This is a genomic window from Pseudomonas sp. 1 R 17 (assembly GCF_900067035.1).
GTDB lineage: Bacteria > Pseudomonadota > Gammaproteobacteria > Pseudomonadales > Pseudomonadaceae > Aquipseudomonas > Aquipseudomonas marginalis.
In genome coordinates, this window is sequence record NZ_FKLB01000069.1 from 172,011 (window position 1) to 188,085 (window position 16,075).

Below are 16,075 nucleotides of genomic sequence, written 5' to 3' on the forward strand. Positions count from 1 at the left end.
TTTTCATCATCCTGATGAATCGCATCCTGCGACGTTCCTTCAACCATCGTTCCTTGATGGCTGTGTCAATCCGTGGACACAGGGCTGATGTTAGAGAGTTCCGAGGGAAGTTCAACGGGATCCAAACTTGGCACTGACAGTTTCCAGCGCCCAGACAAAGATAAATAATTGTTATATTTCAATTAGATAGAAAACTCCCTCAAGGATTAGAGACGCACACGCCCGGCAAAAAAACCAAACACTTACGAGAAAGTAAGCGAATGCTTACGCGCGCCATTGCGTAAAAGCGTAAAAGAAACCCATTGACCGATCTCCAGGCAAGAAAAAGCCCCGACAAGTCGAGGCTTCTTGTCCTTCAGCGAGTTCAGTCGTCGCTGACCGTAATGGTCGGCATTGCCGGGGCCGCCGCTTCCTGCAGGACGATCCGGGCGCCCACATGGCGAGCCAATTCCTGGTAGATCATGGCGATCTGGCCATCGGGCTCTGCCGCTACGGTGGGCTTGCCGCCGTCGGCCTGTTCACGAATGCCCATCGACAATGGCAACGAGGCCAGTAGTTCAACGCCGTACTGGGTCGCCAGCTTCTCGCCACCGCCTTCACCAAACAGATGCTCTGCGTGGCCGCAGTTGGAGCAGATGTGCACCGCCATGTTCTCCACCACACCCAGCACCGGAATGTTGACCTTGCGGAACATCTCCACGCCCTTCCTGGCGTCCAGCAACGCCAGGTCCTGGGGCGTGGTCACGATCACCGAGCCGGCCACCGGGACTTTCTGTGCCAGGGTCAGTTGGATATCGCCGGTGCCTGGCGGCATGTCGATCACCAGGTAATCCAGGTCGCCCCAGGCGGTCTGGGTGACCAACTGCAGCAACGCGCCGGACACCATCGGCCCGCGCCACACCATCGGCGTGTTGTCATCGGTCAGGAACGCCATGGACATGACCTCCACGCCCATGGACTCGATCGGCACGAACCACTTCTGGTCCTTGACCTTCGGCCGCGTGCCTTCGGCGATGCCGAACATCACGCCCTGGCTCGGGCCGTAGATATCGGCGTCGAGAATACCCACGCGCGCGCCTTCACGGGCCAGGGCCAGGGCCAGGTTGGCTGCGGTGGTGGATTTGCCCACGCCGCCCTTGCCGGAAGCGACTGCCACCACGTTCTTGACGTTGGCCAGGCCCGGGATCTGCGCCTGGGCCTTGTGCGGGGCGATCACGCACTGGACGTCGACCTTGGCCGCACGCACGCCGTCGAGGCCCTCGATGGCCATTTGCAGCATCTGCGCCCAACCGCTCTTGAACAGGCCGGCGGCATAACCCAGCTCCAGCTGGACCGAGACCTGGTCACCCTGGACCTCGATGGCGCGTACACAGCCGGCGCTGACCGGATCCTGGTTCAAATAGGGGTCGGTGTACTGGCGAAGAACGGCTTCCACCGCTGCGCGATTGACGGCGCTCATGGGCAACTCCCGAAAAAAGACTGACTGAAACAGGCGGCTATCCTAACCGTTCCAGCAGCGTTACGGCATGCTTTCGCAGGTGCGGAAGATTCTGAAACAGCACCACGGGGTGAAATAAATTTCCCGGCGCTTTATAGTGGCCGACCTCCGTTTCATCAAGTAGCCGAGCCCCATGTCCGAGCCACGCAAGATCCTCGTCACCAGCGCCCTGCCCTATGCCAATGGTTCCATCCATCTTGGCCATATGCTTGAGTACATCCAGACCGATATGTGGGTGCGCTTCCAGAAGCATCGCGGCAATCAATGCATCTATGTCTGCGCGGACGACGCCCACGGTTCGGCCATCATGCTGCGCGCCGAAAAGGAAGGCATCACCCCGGAACAGCTGATCGCCAATGTGCAGGCTGAACACAGCGCCGACTTTGCCGAGTTCCTGGTGGATTTCGACAACTTCCACTCGACCCACTCCGCCGAAAACCGTGAGCTGTCGAGCCAGATCTACCTGCGTTTGAAGGACGCCGGGCACATTGCCACGCGCTCGATCACGCAGTATTTCGACCCGGAAAAGAAAATGTTCCTGGCCGACCGCTTCATCAAGGGCACCTGCCCGAAATGCGGCACTGAAGACCAGTACGGCGACAACTGCGAAAAATGCGGTGCCACCTACGCACCGACTGACCTTAAGAACCCGCGCTCGGCTATCTCCGGCGCCATCCCGGTACTCAAGGATTCCCAGCACTTCTTCTTCAAGCTCCCGGATTTCCAGCAGATGCTGCAAACCTGGACCCGCAGCGGCACCCTGCAGGACGCCGTGGCCAACAAGATCGCCGAATGGCTGGATGCAGGCCTGCAACAGTGGGACATCTCCCGCGATGCGCCGTACTTCGGCTTCGAGATCCCAGGCGAGCCCGGCAAATACTTCTATGTATGGCTGGACGCGCCGATCGGCTACATGGCCAGCTTCAAGAACCTCTGCGACCGTACGCCGGAGCTGGACTTCGATGCGTTCTGGGGCAAGGACTCCACCGCCGAGCTGTACCACTTCATCGGCAAGGACATCGTCAACTTCCACGCCCTGTTCTGGCCAGCCATGCTCGAAGGTTCGGGCTACCGCAAGCCAACCGGCATCGCGGTACACGGCTACCTGACGGTCAATGGCCAGAAGATGTCCAAGTCCCGTGGCACCTTTATCAAGGCACGCACCTACCTGGACCACCTGTCGCCGGAATACCTGCGCTACTACTACGCCTCCAAGCTGGGCCGTGGCGTCGACGACCTGGACCTGAACCTGGAAGACTTCGTCCAGAAGGTCAACTCGGACCTGGTTGGCAAGGTGGTCAACATCGCCAGCCGCTGCGCCGGTTTTATCCACAAAGGCAACGCCGGCCTGCTGGTGGCCGAGAACGCCGCGCCGGAACTGACCGACGCGTTCCTGGCTGCCGCCCCAAGCATCGCCGACGCCTATGAAGCCCGCGACTTTGCCCGCGCCATGCGCGAGATCATGGGCCTGGCCGACCGCGCCAACGCCTGGATTGCCGACAAGGCGCCCTGGTCGCTGAACAAGCAGGAAGGCAAGCAGGACGAGGTCCAGGCGATCTGCGCCACCGGCGTCAACCTGTTCCGCCAGCTGGTGATCTTCCTCAAGCCCGTGCTGCCATTGCTGGCCGCCGACGCCGAGGCGTTCCTCAATGTCGCGCCGCTGACCTGGAACGACCACGCCACGTTGCTCAGCAACCATCAGTTGAATGAATTCAAGCCTCTGATGACCCGCATCGACCCGGTCAAGGTCCAGGCCATGACCGACTCATCGAAAGAAGACCTGGCTGCCAGCCAGACCGATACCGGCGAATCGAAACCGGCCGGTAACGGCGAGTTGGCCAAGGACCCGCTTTCCCCGGAAATCGACTTTGACGCCTTTGCTGCCGTGGACCTGCGCGTGGCGCTGATCATCAAGGCCGAAGCCGTGGAAGGGGCCGACAAACTGCTGCGCCTGACCCTGGATATTGGTGACGAACAACGCAACGTGTTCTCCGGAATCAAGAGCGCCTATCCGGACCCATCCAAGCTCAATGGTCGCCTGACCATGATGATTGCCAACCTCAAGCCGCGGAAAATGAAGTTCGGTATTTCCGAAGGCATGGTGATGGCGGCGGGCCCTGGCGGCGAAGAGATCTACCTGCTGAGCCCTGACAGCGGCGCCAAGCCGGGTCAACGTATCAAGTAAGCGCTGCAAAACAGCCCTGTCGTTTCGGCGACGGGGCTTTTCAACTAGTCCCCCCTTCTCGCTTGCCGGATAATCAAACCCTGTTTGTTCAATCGGCACGCCAATGATCACTCCATGAATCTGATTCAACGTATCGACGCGCTGCTGCCGCAGACACAATGCGGCAAATGTGGGCACCCGGGCTGCAAGCCTTACGCCGAGGGTATCGCCCGGGGCGAGGCAATCAACAAATGCCCGCCCGGAGGACAGGAGACGATCACCGGCCTTGCGCTATTACTGCGTGTACCCATTCTGGAGCTGGATACCAGCCGTGGGGACGCCCCGGCCCAGGTCGCCTACATCCGCGAGGCCGAGTGCATCGGCTGCACCAAATGCATCCAGGCCTGCCCGGTGGACGCGATTGTCGGCGCCGCCAAGTTGATGCACACCGTTATCATCGATGAGTGCACCGGTTGCGACCTGTGCGTCGCGCCCTGCCCCGTCGACTGCATTGAGTTACGCCCACTGGTCACAGGGCTGCCGATCGTCGGCGGCCTGGCAGCGAACGAAAACGAACGCCGTGAACGAGATTTCAAGCGCGACCGTGCCCGGCAACGCTTTGAACAACGCAATGCGCGCCTGCAACGGGAAGAAGAGCACAGGATTGCCCAACGTGTGGCGCGGCCTCAGCGTTCAGCACCAACTCCCCCTTTGCCACTTGACGCAGCGCGAGCCGCCCAGGATGCGGAGGTGAAAAAAGCCAAGATCAATGTGGCCATGAGCCGCGCCCAATTGCACAAATCCTTGCAGGCTTTTGGGCACCCGCCGACCTTTGAACAACAATCCCAACTGATCGCCCTGCAACAGCAGTTCGAGGCAGCGGAGCAGGCGTTGGCAGCCCTGGGCCTGCATCACACACCCGCGACACCGCTGCCTGCCGTCAACAACGCCGACCTCAGGCGCGCCAAAATCCAATTGGCGATGCGCCGGGCCGAGTTGAAGAAAGCCCTCGACCAACAGGCGGATCCGCAACAATTAGCCGACGCGCAACACAAGCTCGATGATGCGCAGCGCCAAGTAGACGCCCATGGCACATGACTGATAATACTGGGGGTTGTTACAGTCCATCGCCGACACCACATTGATATCGTCGGCTTGTCCTGCTCGCAGGACTCCAGGCCTGGGCCCACTATTCGAAACTACGCTGACTGCCCGAAAGGAACCTTCCGCCCCATGAACGCTGCAAAACGCCTGGAAATTTTTCGCAGGCTTCACGAAGACAATCCGGAACCCAAGACCGAACTGGCCTACTCCTCGCCGTTCGAGTTACTGATTGCAGTGATCCTGTCGGCCCAATCCACGGACGTCGGCGTCAACAAGGCCACGGCCAGGCTGTATCCCGTGGCAAACACGCCAGAGGCGATTTACGCCCTGGGCGTGGACGGGTTATCGGAGTACATCAAGACCATCGGCCTCTACAACAGCAAGGCCAAGAATGTCATCGAGACCTGCCGCTTGCTGATAGAACGGCACAATAGCGAAGTGCCAGAAACCCGCGAAGCACTGGAAGCCCTGCCGGGGGTGGGCCGTAAAACCGCTAACGTGGTGCTCAACACCGCATTCAGGCAACTCACCATGGCCGTGGATACCCATATTTTTCGGGTCAGTAATCGAACCGGAATAGCCCGCGGCAAGAACGTGGTCGAAGTGGAAAAGCAGCTCATGAAGTTCGTGCCCAAACCGTACCTGCTTGACTCCCACCATTGGCTGATCCTGCACGGACGCTATGTTTGCCAGGCCCGCAAGCCGCGCTGCGGCAGCTGCCGCATTGAAGACCTGTGCGAATACAAGGACAAGACGTCGGACGATTGAGGGTTCATTGGTTTTCTCGATCAGTCGATTGAAAAAATCTTTTTTACCCATTCATGGATTATCGTTATAAGGAGCGCCAACGGCAGTCTTACTCCGGAGTTAACGTTATGAGCACTGACAAAGAACAGTTGGATGTGGAAGACGACCTCGTTGAATCGGAGGACGATGGCGTGGAAGCACCTGTGGCGGAGGTCGCCAAGACCAATCTGAGCAAACGCCGTACTATCGACAACCTTCTGGAAGAACGACGCTTGCAAAAACAACTGGCCGACTACGACTTCGACCTCTGATCAAGCGGTCGACGGCCGGAAGCCTCCCTGTCGGAGGCTTTTTTCTGCCGGTTGTACGGCCTATGCGCAGTGCTGTGCCCTCACCTATACCAAGCCGTTACGCTGGGCCAGCTCGATCAAGTCCACGAGAGAGCGGGCATTGAGCTTGAGCAGCAGACGAGTCTTGTAGGTGCTGACGGTCTTGTTGCTGAGAAACATACCGTCGGCAATCTCCTTGTTGGTCCTGCCCCGGGCCAACTGCTGCAACACCATCATCTCCCGGCCGGACAGACGCTCGACCATATCGGCCTCACTGGCATTGCCCATGGTGGAGCGTACCGAGTTGAGTGCCTGGTTTGGGAAATAGCTGTAGCCCGACAACACCGCCTTGATCGCGCTGAGCAATTCAGTCAGGTCCTGTTGCTTGCACACATAGCCAGCAGCACCCGCCTGCATGCAACGCATCGAAAAGTGACCTGGAGCCTGGGAGGTGAGCACCAGGACCTTGAACGGGACAGCCTGCTTGGTAGACGAAAGTCGGCAAATAACTTCCAGGCCATCGAGCTTGGGAATCCCAATATCCAGTATGACAATGTCCGGCATATGCTCCCGCGCAAGTTGCAACGCATCGACACCGTTATTGGTCTCTGCAACGACCTCATAACCATGACGCTCCATTAGCATACGCACAGCAAGACGAATGACGGGATGATCATCTACGATCAGCACTTTATTCATGAGAAAGTCCAATTTCGCTGTTCGAATTATTTAGAGCAAACACAATAGCCTAGTCGTTTCCTAGTTGGCATAGCGTTCCCCCCCGAGCAACAGCAAGCAGAGACCCAACCCACAGAGATAAAGGAAACGCCCTACAAAAAAACACCGATACAGATGTTTCCAGTTTTATGAGGCCCTTCAGAACTTTCCGGGACCTCACATATTTTGAGTGAAATTTCCAGCCCCCCCAGGGGATAAGGTAAACGTGCCGCACGCAACTATCAGGAAATGCCCCTTGCCTGTCGACTGCAGGTAGCGGAGCTGGCAGAGAAAAATCGGTAGTTTCAGTTCCATTTAACATATTTACTTACATCCTTATTTCCTACAGAATTTTTGGCTTCTTACATACTCCTCGCACCTACATGAGTGAATTATCTGTAAGACTGGTTCCTACACAAATGATAAAAAACATTCCCCCGACAAAAAACCAGCGTCCCCATCATCAAAAACACTGATTAAACAAGTTTAAAGAAAGTGGACTTAATCAAGAATTCAAGACAAAAAAATGGCCCCTTGAACAAGGGGCCATTTTTACAACCGGCTTGACACTCAGAACAACGAACGACCTTTGTTGGCAGCAATGCGCATGCGCAATGCATTCAACTTGATAAAGCCCGCTGCGTCAGCCTGGTTGTAGGCGCCGCCATCTTCTTCGAAAGTGGCGATGTTGGCGTCGAACAGCGAGTCATCCGACTTACGGCCGGTAACGATCACATTGCCCTTGTACAACTTCAGACGCACAACGCCATTCACGTGGGCCTGGGAAGCATCGATCATCTGTTGCAGCATCAGACGCTCAGGGCTCCACCAGTAGCCGGTATAGATCAGGCTGGCGTACTTGGGCATCAGCTCGTCTTTGAGGTGAGCCACTTCACGGTCCAGGGTGATGGACTCGATGGCGCGGTGGGCACGCAGCATGATGGTGCCGCCCGGGGTTTCGTAGCAGCCACGGGACTTCATGCCCACATAGCGGTTCTCGACGATGTCGAGGCGACCGATGCCGTGTTCGCCACCGATACGGTTCAGCGTCGCCAATACGGTGGCCGGGGTCATTTCGACGCCGTCCAGCGCGACGATGTCGCCATTACGGTAGGTCAGTTCCAGGTATTGCGGCTTGTCTGGAGCGTTCTCCGGGGAGACGGTCCATTTCCACATGTCTTCTTCGTGCTCGGTCCAGGTGTCTTCCAGCACGCCGCCTTCATAGGAGATGTGCAGCAGGTTGGCGTCCATCGAGTACGGGGACTTTTTCTTGCCATGACGCTCGATCGGGATCGCGTGCTTTTCAGCGTAATCCATCAGCTTTTCACGGGACAGCAGGTCCCATTCACGCCAGGGGGCAATCACTTTCACGCCGGGCTTGAGCGCGTAGGCACCCAGTTCGAAACGCACCTGGTCGTTGCCCTTGCCGGTGGCGCCATGGGAAATGGCATCAGCGCCGGTTTCGTTGGCGATTTCGATCAGGCGCTTGGCGATCAGCGGACGTGCGATGGAAGTACCCAGCAGGTACTCGCCTTCGTAGACAGTGTTGGCGCGAAACATCGGGAAGACGAAATCGCGGACGAATTCTTCGCGCAGGTCGTCAATGTAGATCTCTTTCACGCCCATGGCTTGCGCCTTGGCACGTGCAGGTTCGACCTCTTCGCCCTGACCCAGGTCAGCGGTGAAGGTCACCACTTCACAGTTATAAGTATCCTGCAGCCACTTGAGGATCACCGAAGTGTCCAGGCCGCCGGAATACGCGAGAACGACCTTGTTTACGTCGGCCATGCCATCACTCCACGGGGTTGTACGGAAAGGCGTCGATTCTACCGATCAAAACCGTGGATTTACAGGGGCGCGACAGCAAATGAAGATAAAGCGACAGATTATGTCGAGCGAGCGACCGATGGTCGCACCTCAGGAGGTGTGTGCCGGGTTGCTCGGCCCCGTGGCCTGGGGGGCCGGTTTCTCAGGGGCAGCCACGCGTTCGAGCTGAATATTCACACGGCGGTTACGGGCCCGGTTGGCGGCAGTGGTGTTGGGCGCCAAGGGGTAGCTTTCACCATGGAACCGCAGGGTGATCTGAGACTCAGGAATACCGTTGGCCTTGAAGTAGTCCATCACCGCCAGCGCACGACGGCGTGAAACATCACGGTTGCTCAGGCGATTGCCGCTGTTGTCCGAGTGGCCGTTCAATTCGATATGGTTGACGGTAGGGTCCGCCTTCATGAATTCGAGAATCACCGCCAGCTTCTGCTTTGCCGCAGTGTCCAGCTCGATGCCGCCACCGGGGAAGCCCACTTCGGTCTGCTTGACCTGATCGTAATTCATCGGCAGCAACTTGGCGGTGCACAGTTGATAGTCGCTGTAGGCCTTGTTGAATTTCACCGGCAGCAGGCGAATCTCCGAATAGCCACCCTCGCGTCCATAGTGCCGCACAGTGGGCGAGCGTCCATCGAGCAAACCGTTGAAGAGACGCCCGGCCTGGGCCTGAGAGCTGTTGAACAGCACATCACCGCTGCCGGCACGTACGGCGCCGAGATTGATGTCACCCCGACCGGGCTGCCAGGGGGCTGCGGCGGCCAACAAGGTGGCCGACCCTGCGCCCAACGACCCGTTATAGGCTTTCAGACGAAACGTCGCCTGCTCGCCGGCCCGGCGCACGAACTCACCCGAACCGAAGTCGGTGATCGGTTGGCTCAGGCGGCACTCGAACTTGTCCCCCTCTACCTTCCACTCAATGTTCTCCAGACGTGTCTGGAACGTGAGGGCCATAGCAGGCAGGCTGGCGAACACACTGAGCAGGGCTAGATAATGCTGGCGCACGGGAGGCTCCACTGGTTTCTACAACACTTCAAAGCGTCATACATCGATAAGGCATACGAAAGGCTATCGGATGCATCCTGCAAAACTTGATAGCGAGTGCCTGCAAGAGTCTTTTCCGGTAGCATTCCCACCAGATTGACCCGCCTGGAATCCCCAATGTCCGACCGCCTGACCCTGCTGCGTCCCGACGACTGGCATATTCATCTTCGCGATGGTGCTGCGTTGCCCCAAACCGTGGCCGATGTAGCGCGTACGTTTGGCCGCGCCATCATCATGCCTAACCTGGTACCACCGGTGCGTAATGCCGCCGAAGCCGACGCCTATCGCCAGCGCATCCTCGCTGCACGGCCGGCCGGCAGCCGCTTCGAACCGTTGATGGTGCTCTACCTCACCGACCGTACCCAGCCCGAAGAAATTCGCCAGGCCAAGGCCAGCGGTTTCGTGCACGCCGCCAAGCTGTACCCGGCCGGTGCGACCACCAACTCCGATTCCGGCGTGACCAGCATCGACAAGATCCTGCCGGCCATCGAAGCCATGGCCGAAGTCGGCATGCCGCTGCTGATCCACGGTGAAGTCACCCGTGGCGACGTGGACGTGTTCGATCGCGAGAAAATCTTCATCGACGAGCACATGCGCCGCGTGGTCGAGCTGTTCCCGACCCTCAAGGTGGTGTTCGAGCACATCACCACGGCCGATGCCGTGCAGTTCGTCACCGAGGCCTCGGCCAACGTCGGCGCAACCATCACCGCCCATCACCTGCTGTACAACCGCAACCACATGCTGGTGGGCGGGATTCGGCCGCACTTCTATTGCCTGCCGATCCTCAAGCGCAACACCCACCAGGTGGCCTTGCTGGATGCCGCGACCAGCGGTAATCCGAAGTTCTTCCTCGGCACCGACTCTGCGCCCCACGCCCAGCACGCCAAGGAAGCCGCGTGCGGTTGTGCCGGTTGCTACACCGCGTTTGCCGCCATCGAGCTGTATGCCGAAGCGTTCGAACAGCGCAACGCCCTGGATAAACTCGAAGGTTTCGCCAGCCTCAATGGCCCGCGATTCTATGGCCTGCCGGCGAATACCGACCGTATCACCCTGGTCCGTGAAGACTGGACCGCCCCCGCCAGCCTGCCATTTGGCGAGCTGACCGTTATCCCGCTGCGCGCCGGTGAAACACTGCGCTGGCGCCTGCTGGAGGAAAGCAAGTGAGTGAAGACCATTACGATGACGACCAGGAACACGGTGGCGGTGGTGGTTCGCGCCACCCGATGGCCGAACGTTTCCGCGGCTACCTGCCTGTCGTTGTCGACGTAGAAACCGGCGGCTTCAATTGCGCCACCGATGCACTGCTGGAAATCGCCGCAACGACTATCGGCATGGACGAACAGGGCTTTGTGTATCCGGAGCACACCCACTTCTTCCGCGTCGAGCCGTTTGAAGGTGCCAATATCGAAGCGGCAGCCCTGGAGTTCACCGGGATCAAGCTGGATCACCCCCTGCGCATGGCCGTCAGCGAAGAGGCGGCACTCACCGATATCTTCCGTGGCGTACGCAAGGCCTTGAAGGCCAACGGCTGCAAGCGCGCGATCCTGGTCGGGCATAACAGCAGCTTCGACCTGGGCTTCCTCAACGCCGCCGTGACGCGGCTGGACATGAAGCGCAATCCGTTCCACCCGTTCTCCAGTTTCGACACCGCCACCCTTGCTGGCCTGGCCTATGGCCAGACCGTCTTGGCCAAGGCCTGCCAGGCGGCCGGCATCGACTTCGACGGTCGCGAAGCCCACTCGGCCCGCTACGACACCGAGAAGACCGCCGAGCTGTTCTGCGGCATCGTCAACCGCTGGAAGCAGATGGGCGGCTGGGAAGACTTCGGCGACTGAGGTCAAATCCCGCGCATGCAAAAACCGGCCTTCTCAGGCCGGTTTTTTTGTCCCGCGAATCCGGCTTACAGCTTGCCAGCGTTCTCGGTCAGGTAAGCCGCAACGCCTTCAGGCGAAGCGTTCATGCCTTTGTCGCCTTTTTTCCAGTTGGCAGGGCAGACTTCGCCGTGCTCTTCGTGGAATTGCAGGGCGTCGACCAGACGGATCAGCTCTTCCATGTTACGGCCCAGCGGCAGGTCGTTGATGATCTGGGAGCGCACAACGCCCTTGTCGTCGATCAGGAACGCGCCACGGAACGCCACGCCACCTTCGGACTCAACGTCGTAGGCCTTGGCGATGTCGTGCTTCATGTCGGCAGCCATGGTGTATTTGACTTTGCCGATGCCGCCATCGTTGATGGCCGTGTTGCGCCAGGCGTTGTGGGTGAAATGGGAGTCGATGGAAACGGCAACCACTTCAACGTTACGCGCCTTGAAATCGTCCATGCGGTGGTCCAGAGCGATCAGCTCCGAAGGGCAGACGAAGGTGAAGTCCAGCGGGTAGAAGAACACCAGGCCGTATTTGCCTTTGATGGCTTCAGACAGTTTGAAGCTGTCTACGATTTCGCCATTGCCGAGCACGGCAGGTACGTCGAAATCCGGGGCTTGTTTGCCGACGAGTACGCTCATTGGGTATCTCCTGATGTAAGGGTGACGATTGAAGTAAAAGGACCGGCCTTGAGTCTGCCGCATTCAAGCGACAGCCCTGTGACGCAGTCACGCTTCGTGAAGACCGACCATCATACACTGAAAAAACCGTTCGTCAGCGTGAGGGCGGTGCAGGCCAATACCCTACGAATCTACTTTGACAATCATTCTCGTTAACATTAAGATCCATCGCACTTAAGCCTTAAACCCGCGACGGTTCTCCCTTATGTATGTGTGCCTGTGTACCGGCGTCACCGACGGACAAATCCGCGAAGCAATCTATGAAGGTTGCTGCAGCTACAAGGAAGTGCGTGAAACCACCGGCGTTGCCAGTCAATGTGGTAAATGTGCTTGCCTCGCCAAGCAAGTGGTACGGGAAACCCTGACGCAGCTGCAAACAGCACAGGCCGCTGTTCCCTACTCAGCAGAATTTACACACGCCTAAATAGGCGTGTTTTGAAGAACCGGACCGAGTGTCCGGTTTTTTTATGCCTGTAATTCAACTAGTTAGCGCTAAGACGCGGAACACAAACATTCTTATTCCGATTAATTTTCATTTATTATTCAATAACTTAGGTTTGACACTAGGGTTTTCGCCGCTCAAACTCCGCCTTATACACAGCTACTACAGGGCAGGACCCCAGTCATGAAAGGCGACATCTCAGTCATCCAGCAACTCAACAAAATCCTTGCCAATGAACTGGTCGCGATCAATCAGTACTTCCTGCATGCGCGCATGTACGACGATTGGGGCCTGGAAAAGCTTGGCAAGCGTGAATACAAAGAATCCATCAAGGCCATGAAGGACGCCGACGCGCTGATCAAGCGCATCCTGTTCCTCGAAGGCCTGCCGAACGTACAGGACCTGGGCAAGCTGAACATCGGCGAGCACACCCAGGAAATGATCAGCAGCGACCTGGGCTTTGAACGCAAGAGCCACAGCGACCTCAAGGCCGCCATTGCACATTGCGAGACCAAGGGCGACTTCGGCAGCCGCGAACTGCTGGAAGACATCCTGGAAGACCAGGAAGAACATATCGACTGGCTGGAAACCCAACTGGGCCTGATCGATAAAGTCAGCCTGGAAAACTACCTGCAATCGCAGATGGGCGAATAATCCCGTCGCTCTCTCAGGTACAAAAAAGCCCCGCTCTCTCACGAGAAGCGGGGCTTTTTATCGCAGGCGAATCAAGCGTCGGTCTTGGCCGCCGCGTTTGCTGCTGCATCTTTGATCAACGCCTGCAACGAACCATCAGCTGCCATTTCGGTGATGATATCGCTACCGCCGACCAGCTCGCCGGCTACCCACAGTTGCGGGAAGGTAGGCCAGTTGGCGTACTTCGGCAGGTTGGCGCGGATTTCCGGGTTTTGCAGGATATCCACGTAAGCGAACTTCTCGCCACACTGCATAACAGCCTGGGAAGCCTTCGCGGAGAAACCGCACTGAGGAGCGTTAGGTGCGCCCTTCATGTAAAGCAGAATGGTGTTGTTGGCAATCTGCTCTTTGATCGTTTCGATGATATCCATGGAACACCTCGGCTGGAACTTTGCGACTCACAGGTCGGCACGGTGGCGCATTGTAACGCAAAATTCCAACGCGGTGCTCGGGCTCCTTATGCGGCAGCGACTTGGACAGGTACGCCATTCAAGGCCGCATTGCCCGACAACTCATCCAATTGCCGCTCGTCGGTCAAGTCATTCGCGCTCGCCCCGGGTTGCTCGCTGGCGATGGTCATCTGGACGCCAGGACGGCCGTGACCCCAACCATGGGGCAGGCTGACCACGCCGGGCATCATGTCCAGGCTGGCGACCACCTCCACCTCGATCATGCCGATACGTGAACTGACGCGCACCCACTGCCCATCTGCCAACTGGCGACTGGCCAGGTCATCGGGATGCATATGCAACTGGTGCCGAGGCTTGCCCTTCACCAGCCGGTGATAGTTATGCATCCAGGAATTATTACTGCGCACATGGCGACGGCCGATCAGCAGCAACTCGTCAGCCACAGGCATCGGCTGCGCCGCAAAGCGCGCCAGATCCGCCAGAATCACTGCCGGTGCCGCCTGCACCTTGCCATCCACGGTTTTCAACCGCGCGGCGAGATTTGGCTTGAGCGGCCCCAGGTCCATGCCATGGGGATGGTCCGCCAGCTTCGCCACCGACAACTGATGGCTCGACGCATCACCATAAGCGCCGGCGCGCAGGCCGAAGTCGATCATTTGCGCAGGCGGCATGGTGGGCTTGAGCGCCATACCGGTGTGCGCAGCGAATGCCGTGGCCAAGCCGACGAAGATCTCCCAGTCATGCAACGCACCCTCAGGCTTGGGCAGGATCGCGCGATTGAAACGGGTGACATTGCGCACGGCGAACATGTTGAACGTGGTGTCGTAGTGGTCGTTTTCCAGCGCCGAAGTGGACGGCAGGATCAGATCGGCATAACGCGTGGTCTCGTTGATATAGAGGTCGATGCTGACCATGAACTCCAAGCCGTCCAGGGCCTGCTCCAACTGGCGGCCATTGGGGGTCGACAACACCGGGTTGCCCGCCACCGTCACCAGCGCGCGGACCTGTCCTTCGCCGCCGGTGAGCATTTCTTCGGCCAATACAGACACTGGCAACTCGCCGCCGTACTCCGGGCGCCCGGACACGCGACTCTGCCAGCGATTGAAATGCCCGCCACCGGTGGACGCGACCAAGTCCACTGCCGGACTGGTGCATAACGCACCGCCTTCGCGGTCGAGGTTGCCAGTGACCAGGTTGATCAACTGCACCAGCCAATGACACAGCGTACCGAACGCCTGGGTCGACACCCCCATGCGCCCGTAGCACACCGCTTTATCCGCAGCAGCGAAATCCCGTGCCAACTGGCGAATCTGCCCGGCGGGTACGGCACACTGGCGGCTCATGGCTTCGGCGGTAAAGCCGAGGATCGCACGGCGCACATCCTCAAGGCCCTCTACCGGCAAATGACTGTCACGCGTCAGGTTCTCGGTGAACAGTGTGTTGAGTACCCCGAACAGCAACGCCGCATCCCCGCCAGGCCGCACGAACAGATGCTGATCAGCGATCGCCGCCGTCTCACTGCGCCGAGGATCGACCACCACCACCTTGCCACCCCGGGCCTGGATAGCCTTGAGACGCTTCTCCACATCGGGCACGGTCATGATGCTGCCGTTGGAGGCCAGCGGGTTGCCGCCCAGGATCAGCATGAAGTCGGTGTGGTCGATGTCCGGAATCGGCAGCAACAGGCCGTGGCCGTACATGAGGTGGCTGGTGAGGTGATGGGGCAACTGGTCTACGGAGGTGGCAGAAAATCGGTTGCGCGTCTTGAGCTGGCCGAGGAAGTAGTTGCTGTGGGTCATCAGCCCATAGTTGTGCACGCTGGGGTTGCCCTGATACACCGCCACTGCATTCTGTCCATGCCGCGCCTGGATGCCCGCCAGCCGCTCGGCGACCAGGGCAAACGCCTCATCCCACGGGATTGGCTGCCATTCGCTGCCCACCCGCAACATGGGCTGGTGCAGGCGGTCAGGATCATTCTGTATGTCCTGCAACGCCACGGCCTTGGGGCAGATATGGCCGCGACTGAAGCTGTCCAGCGTGTCGCCCTTGATCGAGGTGATCGCCAGGCTGCCGTCTTCGGCTTGGGTGGTTTCCAGGGTCAGGCCACAAATGGCTTCGCACAGGTGGCAGGCACGGTGGTGGAGAGTCTTGGTCATGGCCAGTCTCTTTATTGGGCTTTGGCCTGACTATGGGCCGTGACCATGACAGGCACCAGCATCGTTCGCCCTGTGAATCGATAGCCATCAGGCCAGGCCATGAGCAAACATGAGCAAATGTTACAGAGCCTGTAACCCACGTCTAAAACCGACACAGCCCGGCCTGGGCCCGCCCCTGCACATTGCAAATGGTTGCGAGGCCAGTGTACAAATGACCTGCTGCTGTCTGGAAACCGTCTTCGAATGCGCTCTTGCGCCCTTCTTGAACACCCATAAAACCGTAGCCCTATTGGTAAGACGCGACATTTAATTATAAGATCGCGCCTTCCCCTATTTCGTCGCCCCGTGCGGCTTTCGCCGCAGGTCTCGCCCGTTGTCACAATAAACAAGGCTTTGAGTATCTGCGGT

At 58.6% G+C, this 16,075-nt stretch carries 15 protein-coding genes; 8 read left to right on the forward strand and 7 right to left on the reverse strand.

Annotation, left to right across the window (positions count from 1 at the left end; all coding sequences use genetic code 11):
• Positions 1–364: 364 nt before the first annotated feature.
• Positions 365–1,459 carry an iron-sulfur cluster carrier protein ApbC gene (gene apbC / locus BFP99_RS29815; RefSeq protein ID WP_065948867.1) on the reverse strand — a complete coding sequence of 365 codons (1,095 nt, stop codon included), beginning with the start codon at positions 1,457–1,459 and terminating at the stop codon, positions 365–367.
• 172 nt (positions 1,460–1,631) lie between these two features.
• Between apbC and metG the strand changes: the two genes are divergently transcribed.
• The 4 genes from metG (at position 1,632) to BFP99_RS29835 (ending at position 5,824) form a co-directional block, all read left to right on the forward strand.
• Positions 1,632–3,683, forward strand: a complete 2,052-nt coding sequence (gene metG / locus BFP99_RS29820) for a methionine--tRNA ligase (RefSeq protein ID WP_065948868.1) — start codon at positions 1,632–1,634, stop codon at positions 3,681–3,683.
• A gap of 114 nt (positions 3,684–3,797) precedes the next feature.
• The gene (gene rsxB / locus BFP99_RS29825) at positions 3,798–4,760 is read left to right on the forward strand and encodes an electron transport complex subunit RsxB (RefSeq protein WP_065948869.1); all 963 of its coding nucleotides are present in this window, start codon (positions 3,798–3,800) and stop codon (positions 4,758–4,760) included.
• A 135-nt stretch (positions 4,761–4,895) separates the two neighbouring features.
• Positions 4,896–5,534, forward strand: coding sequence for an endonuclease III (gene nth / locus BFP99_RS29830; RefSeq protein WP_027604585.1), 639 nt, complete (start codon positions 4,896–4,898; stop codon positions 5,532–5,534).
• A gap of 107 nt (positions 5,535–5,641) precedes the next feature.
• Entirely contained in the window at positions 5,642–5,824 is a 183-nt protein-coding gene (locus BFP99_RS29835; protein ID WP_027604586.1) for a PA3496 family putative envelope integrity protein, read from the forward strand.
• Between the two features lie 84 nt (positions 5,825–5,908).
• Here the strand turns inward: BFP99_RS29835 and BFP99_RS29840 are convergent, their stop codons facing one another.
• From BFP99_RS29840 to BFP99_RS29850, 3 genes are all read right to left on the reverse strand, one after another.
• Entirely contained in the window at positions 5,909–6,541 is a 633-nt protein-coding gene (locus tag BFP99_RS29840; RefSeq protein WP_027604587.1) for a response regulator transcription factor, read from the reverse strand.
• 588 nt (positions 6,542–7,129) lie between these two features.
• Complete coding sequence (locus tag BFP99_RS29845) at positions 7,130–8,347, reverse strand: argininosuccinate synthase (protein ID WP_012722490.1); 1,218 nt, start codon at positions 8,345–8,347, stop codon at positions 7,130–7,132.
• 129 nt (positions 8,348–8,476) lie between these two features.
• Positions 8,477–9,385, reverse strand: coding sequence for a flagellar protein MotY (locus BFP99_RS29850; protein ID WP_065948870.1), 909 nt, complete (start codon positions 9,383–9,385; stop codon positions 8,477–8,479).
• A 156-nt stretch (positions 9,386–9,541) separates the two neighbouring features.
• Here BFP99_RS29850 and pyrC point away from each other — a divergent pair, with 156 nt between their 5' ends.
• On the forward strand, positions 9,542–10,588 hold the full coding sequence (gene pyrC, locus BFP99_RS29855) for a dihydroorotase (protein WP_027604589.1): 1,047 nt from the start codon (positions 9,542–9,544) through the stop codon (positions 10,586–10,588).
• Entirely contained in the window at positions 10,585–11,259 is a 675-nt protein-coding gene (gene rnt, locus BFP99_RS29860) for a ribonuclease T (RefSeq protein ID WP_027604590.1), read from the forward strand. The genes pyrC and rnt overlap by 4 nt, the downstream gene beginning before the upstream one ends.
• A 65-nt stretch (positions 11,260–11,324) precedes the next feature.
• On the opposite strand, the gene BFP99_RS29865 is transcribed toward rnt, so the two are convergent.
• Positions 11,325–11,927, reverse strand: coding sequence for a peroxiredoxin (locus BFP99_RS29865; RefSeq protein ID WP_003172097.1), 603 nt, complete (start codon positions 11,925–11,927; stop codon positions 11,325–11,327).
• A gap of 244 nt (positions 11,928–12,171) precedes the next feature.
• Here BFP99_RS29865 and BFP99_RS32560 point away from each other — a divergent pair, with 244 nt between their 5' ends.
• Together BFP99_RS32560 and bfr are read left to right on the forward strand one after the other, a co-directional pair.
• On the forward strand, positions 12,172–12,390 hold the full coding sequence (locus tag BFP99_RS32560; RefSeq protein ID WP_074844072.1) for a bacterioferritin-associated ferredoxin: 219 nt from the start codon (positions 12,172–12,174) through the stop codon (positions 12,388–12,390).
• 201 nt (positions 12,391–12,591) lie between these two features.
• The gene (gene bfr, locus BFP99_RS29870; protein WP_012722487.1) at positions 12,592–13,062 is read left to right on the forward strand and encodes a bacterioferritin; all 471 of its coding nucleotides are present in this window, start codon (positions 12,592–12,594) and stop codon (positions 13,060–13,062) included.
• 71 nt (positions 13,063–13,133) lie between these two features.
• Here the strand turns inward: bfr and grxD are convergent, their stop codons facing one another.
• The gene (gene grxD, locus BFP99_RS29875; protein WP_027604591.1) at positions 13,134–13,472 is read right to left on the reverse strand and encodes a Grx4 family monothiol glutaredoxin; all 339 of its coding nucleotides are present in this window, start codon (positions 13,470–13,472) and stop codon (positions 13,134–13,136) included.
• A gap of 86 nt (positions 13,473–13,558) precedes the next feature.
• Entirely contained in the window at positions 13,559–15,667 is a 2,109-nt protein-coding gene (locus BFP99_RS29880; protein WP_065926526.1) for a molybdopterin oxidoreductase family protein, read from the reverse strand.
• Between the last annotated feature and the right edge of the window lie 408 nt (positions 15,668–16,075).

Excerpts from the sequence above, each read along its gene's own strand:
- BFP99_RS32560 (WP_074844072.1), top strand. The coding sequence starts at position 12,172 with ATGTATGTGTGCCTGTGTACCGGCGTCACCGACGGACAAATCCGCGAA.
- nth (WP_027604585.1), top strand. The coding sequence starts at position 4,896 with ATGAACGCTGCAAAACGCCTGGAAATTTTTCGCAGGCTTCACGAAGAC.
- BFP99_RS29840 (WP_027604587.1), bottom strand. The coding sequence starts at position 6,541 with ATGAATAAAGTGCTGATCGTAGATGATCATCCCGTCATTCGTCTTGCT.
- apbC (WP_065948867.1), bottom strand. The coding sequence starts at position 1,459 with ATGAGCGCCGTCAATCGCGCAGCGGTGGAAGCCGTTCTTCGCCAGTAC.
- rsxB (WP_065948869.1), top strand. The coding sequence starts at position 3,798 with ATGAATCTGATTCAACGTATCGACGCGCTGCTGCCGCAGACACAATGC.
- BFP99_RS29880 (WP_065926526.1), bottom strand. The coding sequence starts at position 15,667 with ATGACCAAGACTCTCCACCACCGTGCCTGCCACCTGTGCGAAGCCATT.
- BFP99_RS29845 (WP_012722490.1), bottom strand. The coding sequence starts at position 8,347 with ATGGCCGACGTAAACAAGGTCGTTCTCGCGTATTCCGGCGGCCTGGAC.
- BFP99_RS29835 (WP_027604586.1), top strand. The coding sequence starts at position 5,642 with ATGAGCACTGACAAAGAACAGTTGGATGTGGAAGACGACCTCGTTGAA.
- grxD (WP_027604591.1), bottom strand. The coding sequence starts at position 13,472 with ATGGATATCATCGAAACGATCAAAGAGCAGATTGCCAACAACACCATT.
- pyrC (WP_027604589.1), top strand. The coding sequence starts at position 9,542 with ATGTCCGACCGCCTGACCCTGCTGCGTCCCGACGACTGGCATATTCAT.
- bfr (WP_012722487.1), top strand. The coding sequence starts at position 12,592 with ATGAAAGGCGACATCTCAGTCATCCAGCAACTCAACAAAATCCTTGCC.
- metG (WP_065948868.1), top strand. The coding sequence starts at position 1,632 with ATGTCCGAGCCACGCAAGATCCTCGTCACCAGCGCCCTGCCCTATGCC.
- BFP99_RS29865 (WP_003172097.1), bottom strand. The coding sequence starts at position 11,927 with ATGAGCGTACTCGTCGGCAAACAAGCCCCGGATTTCGACGTACCTGCC.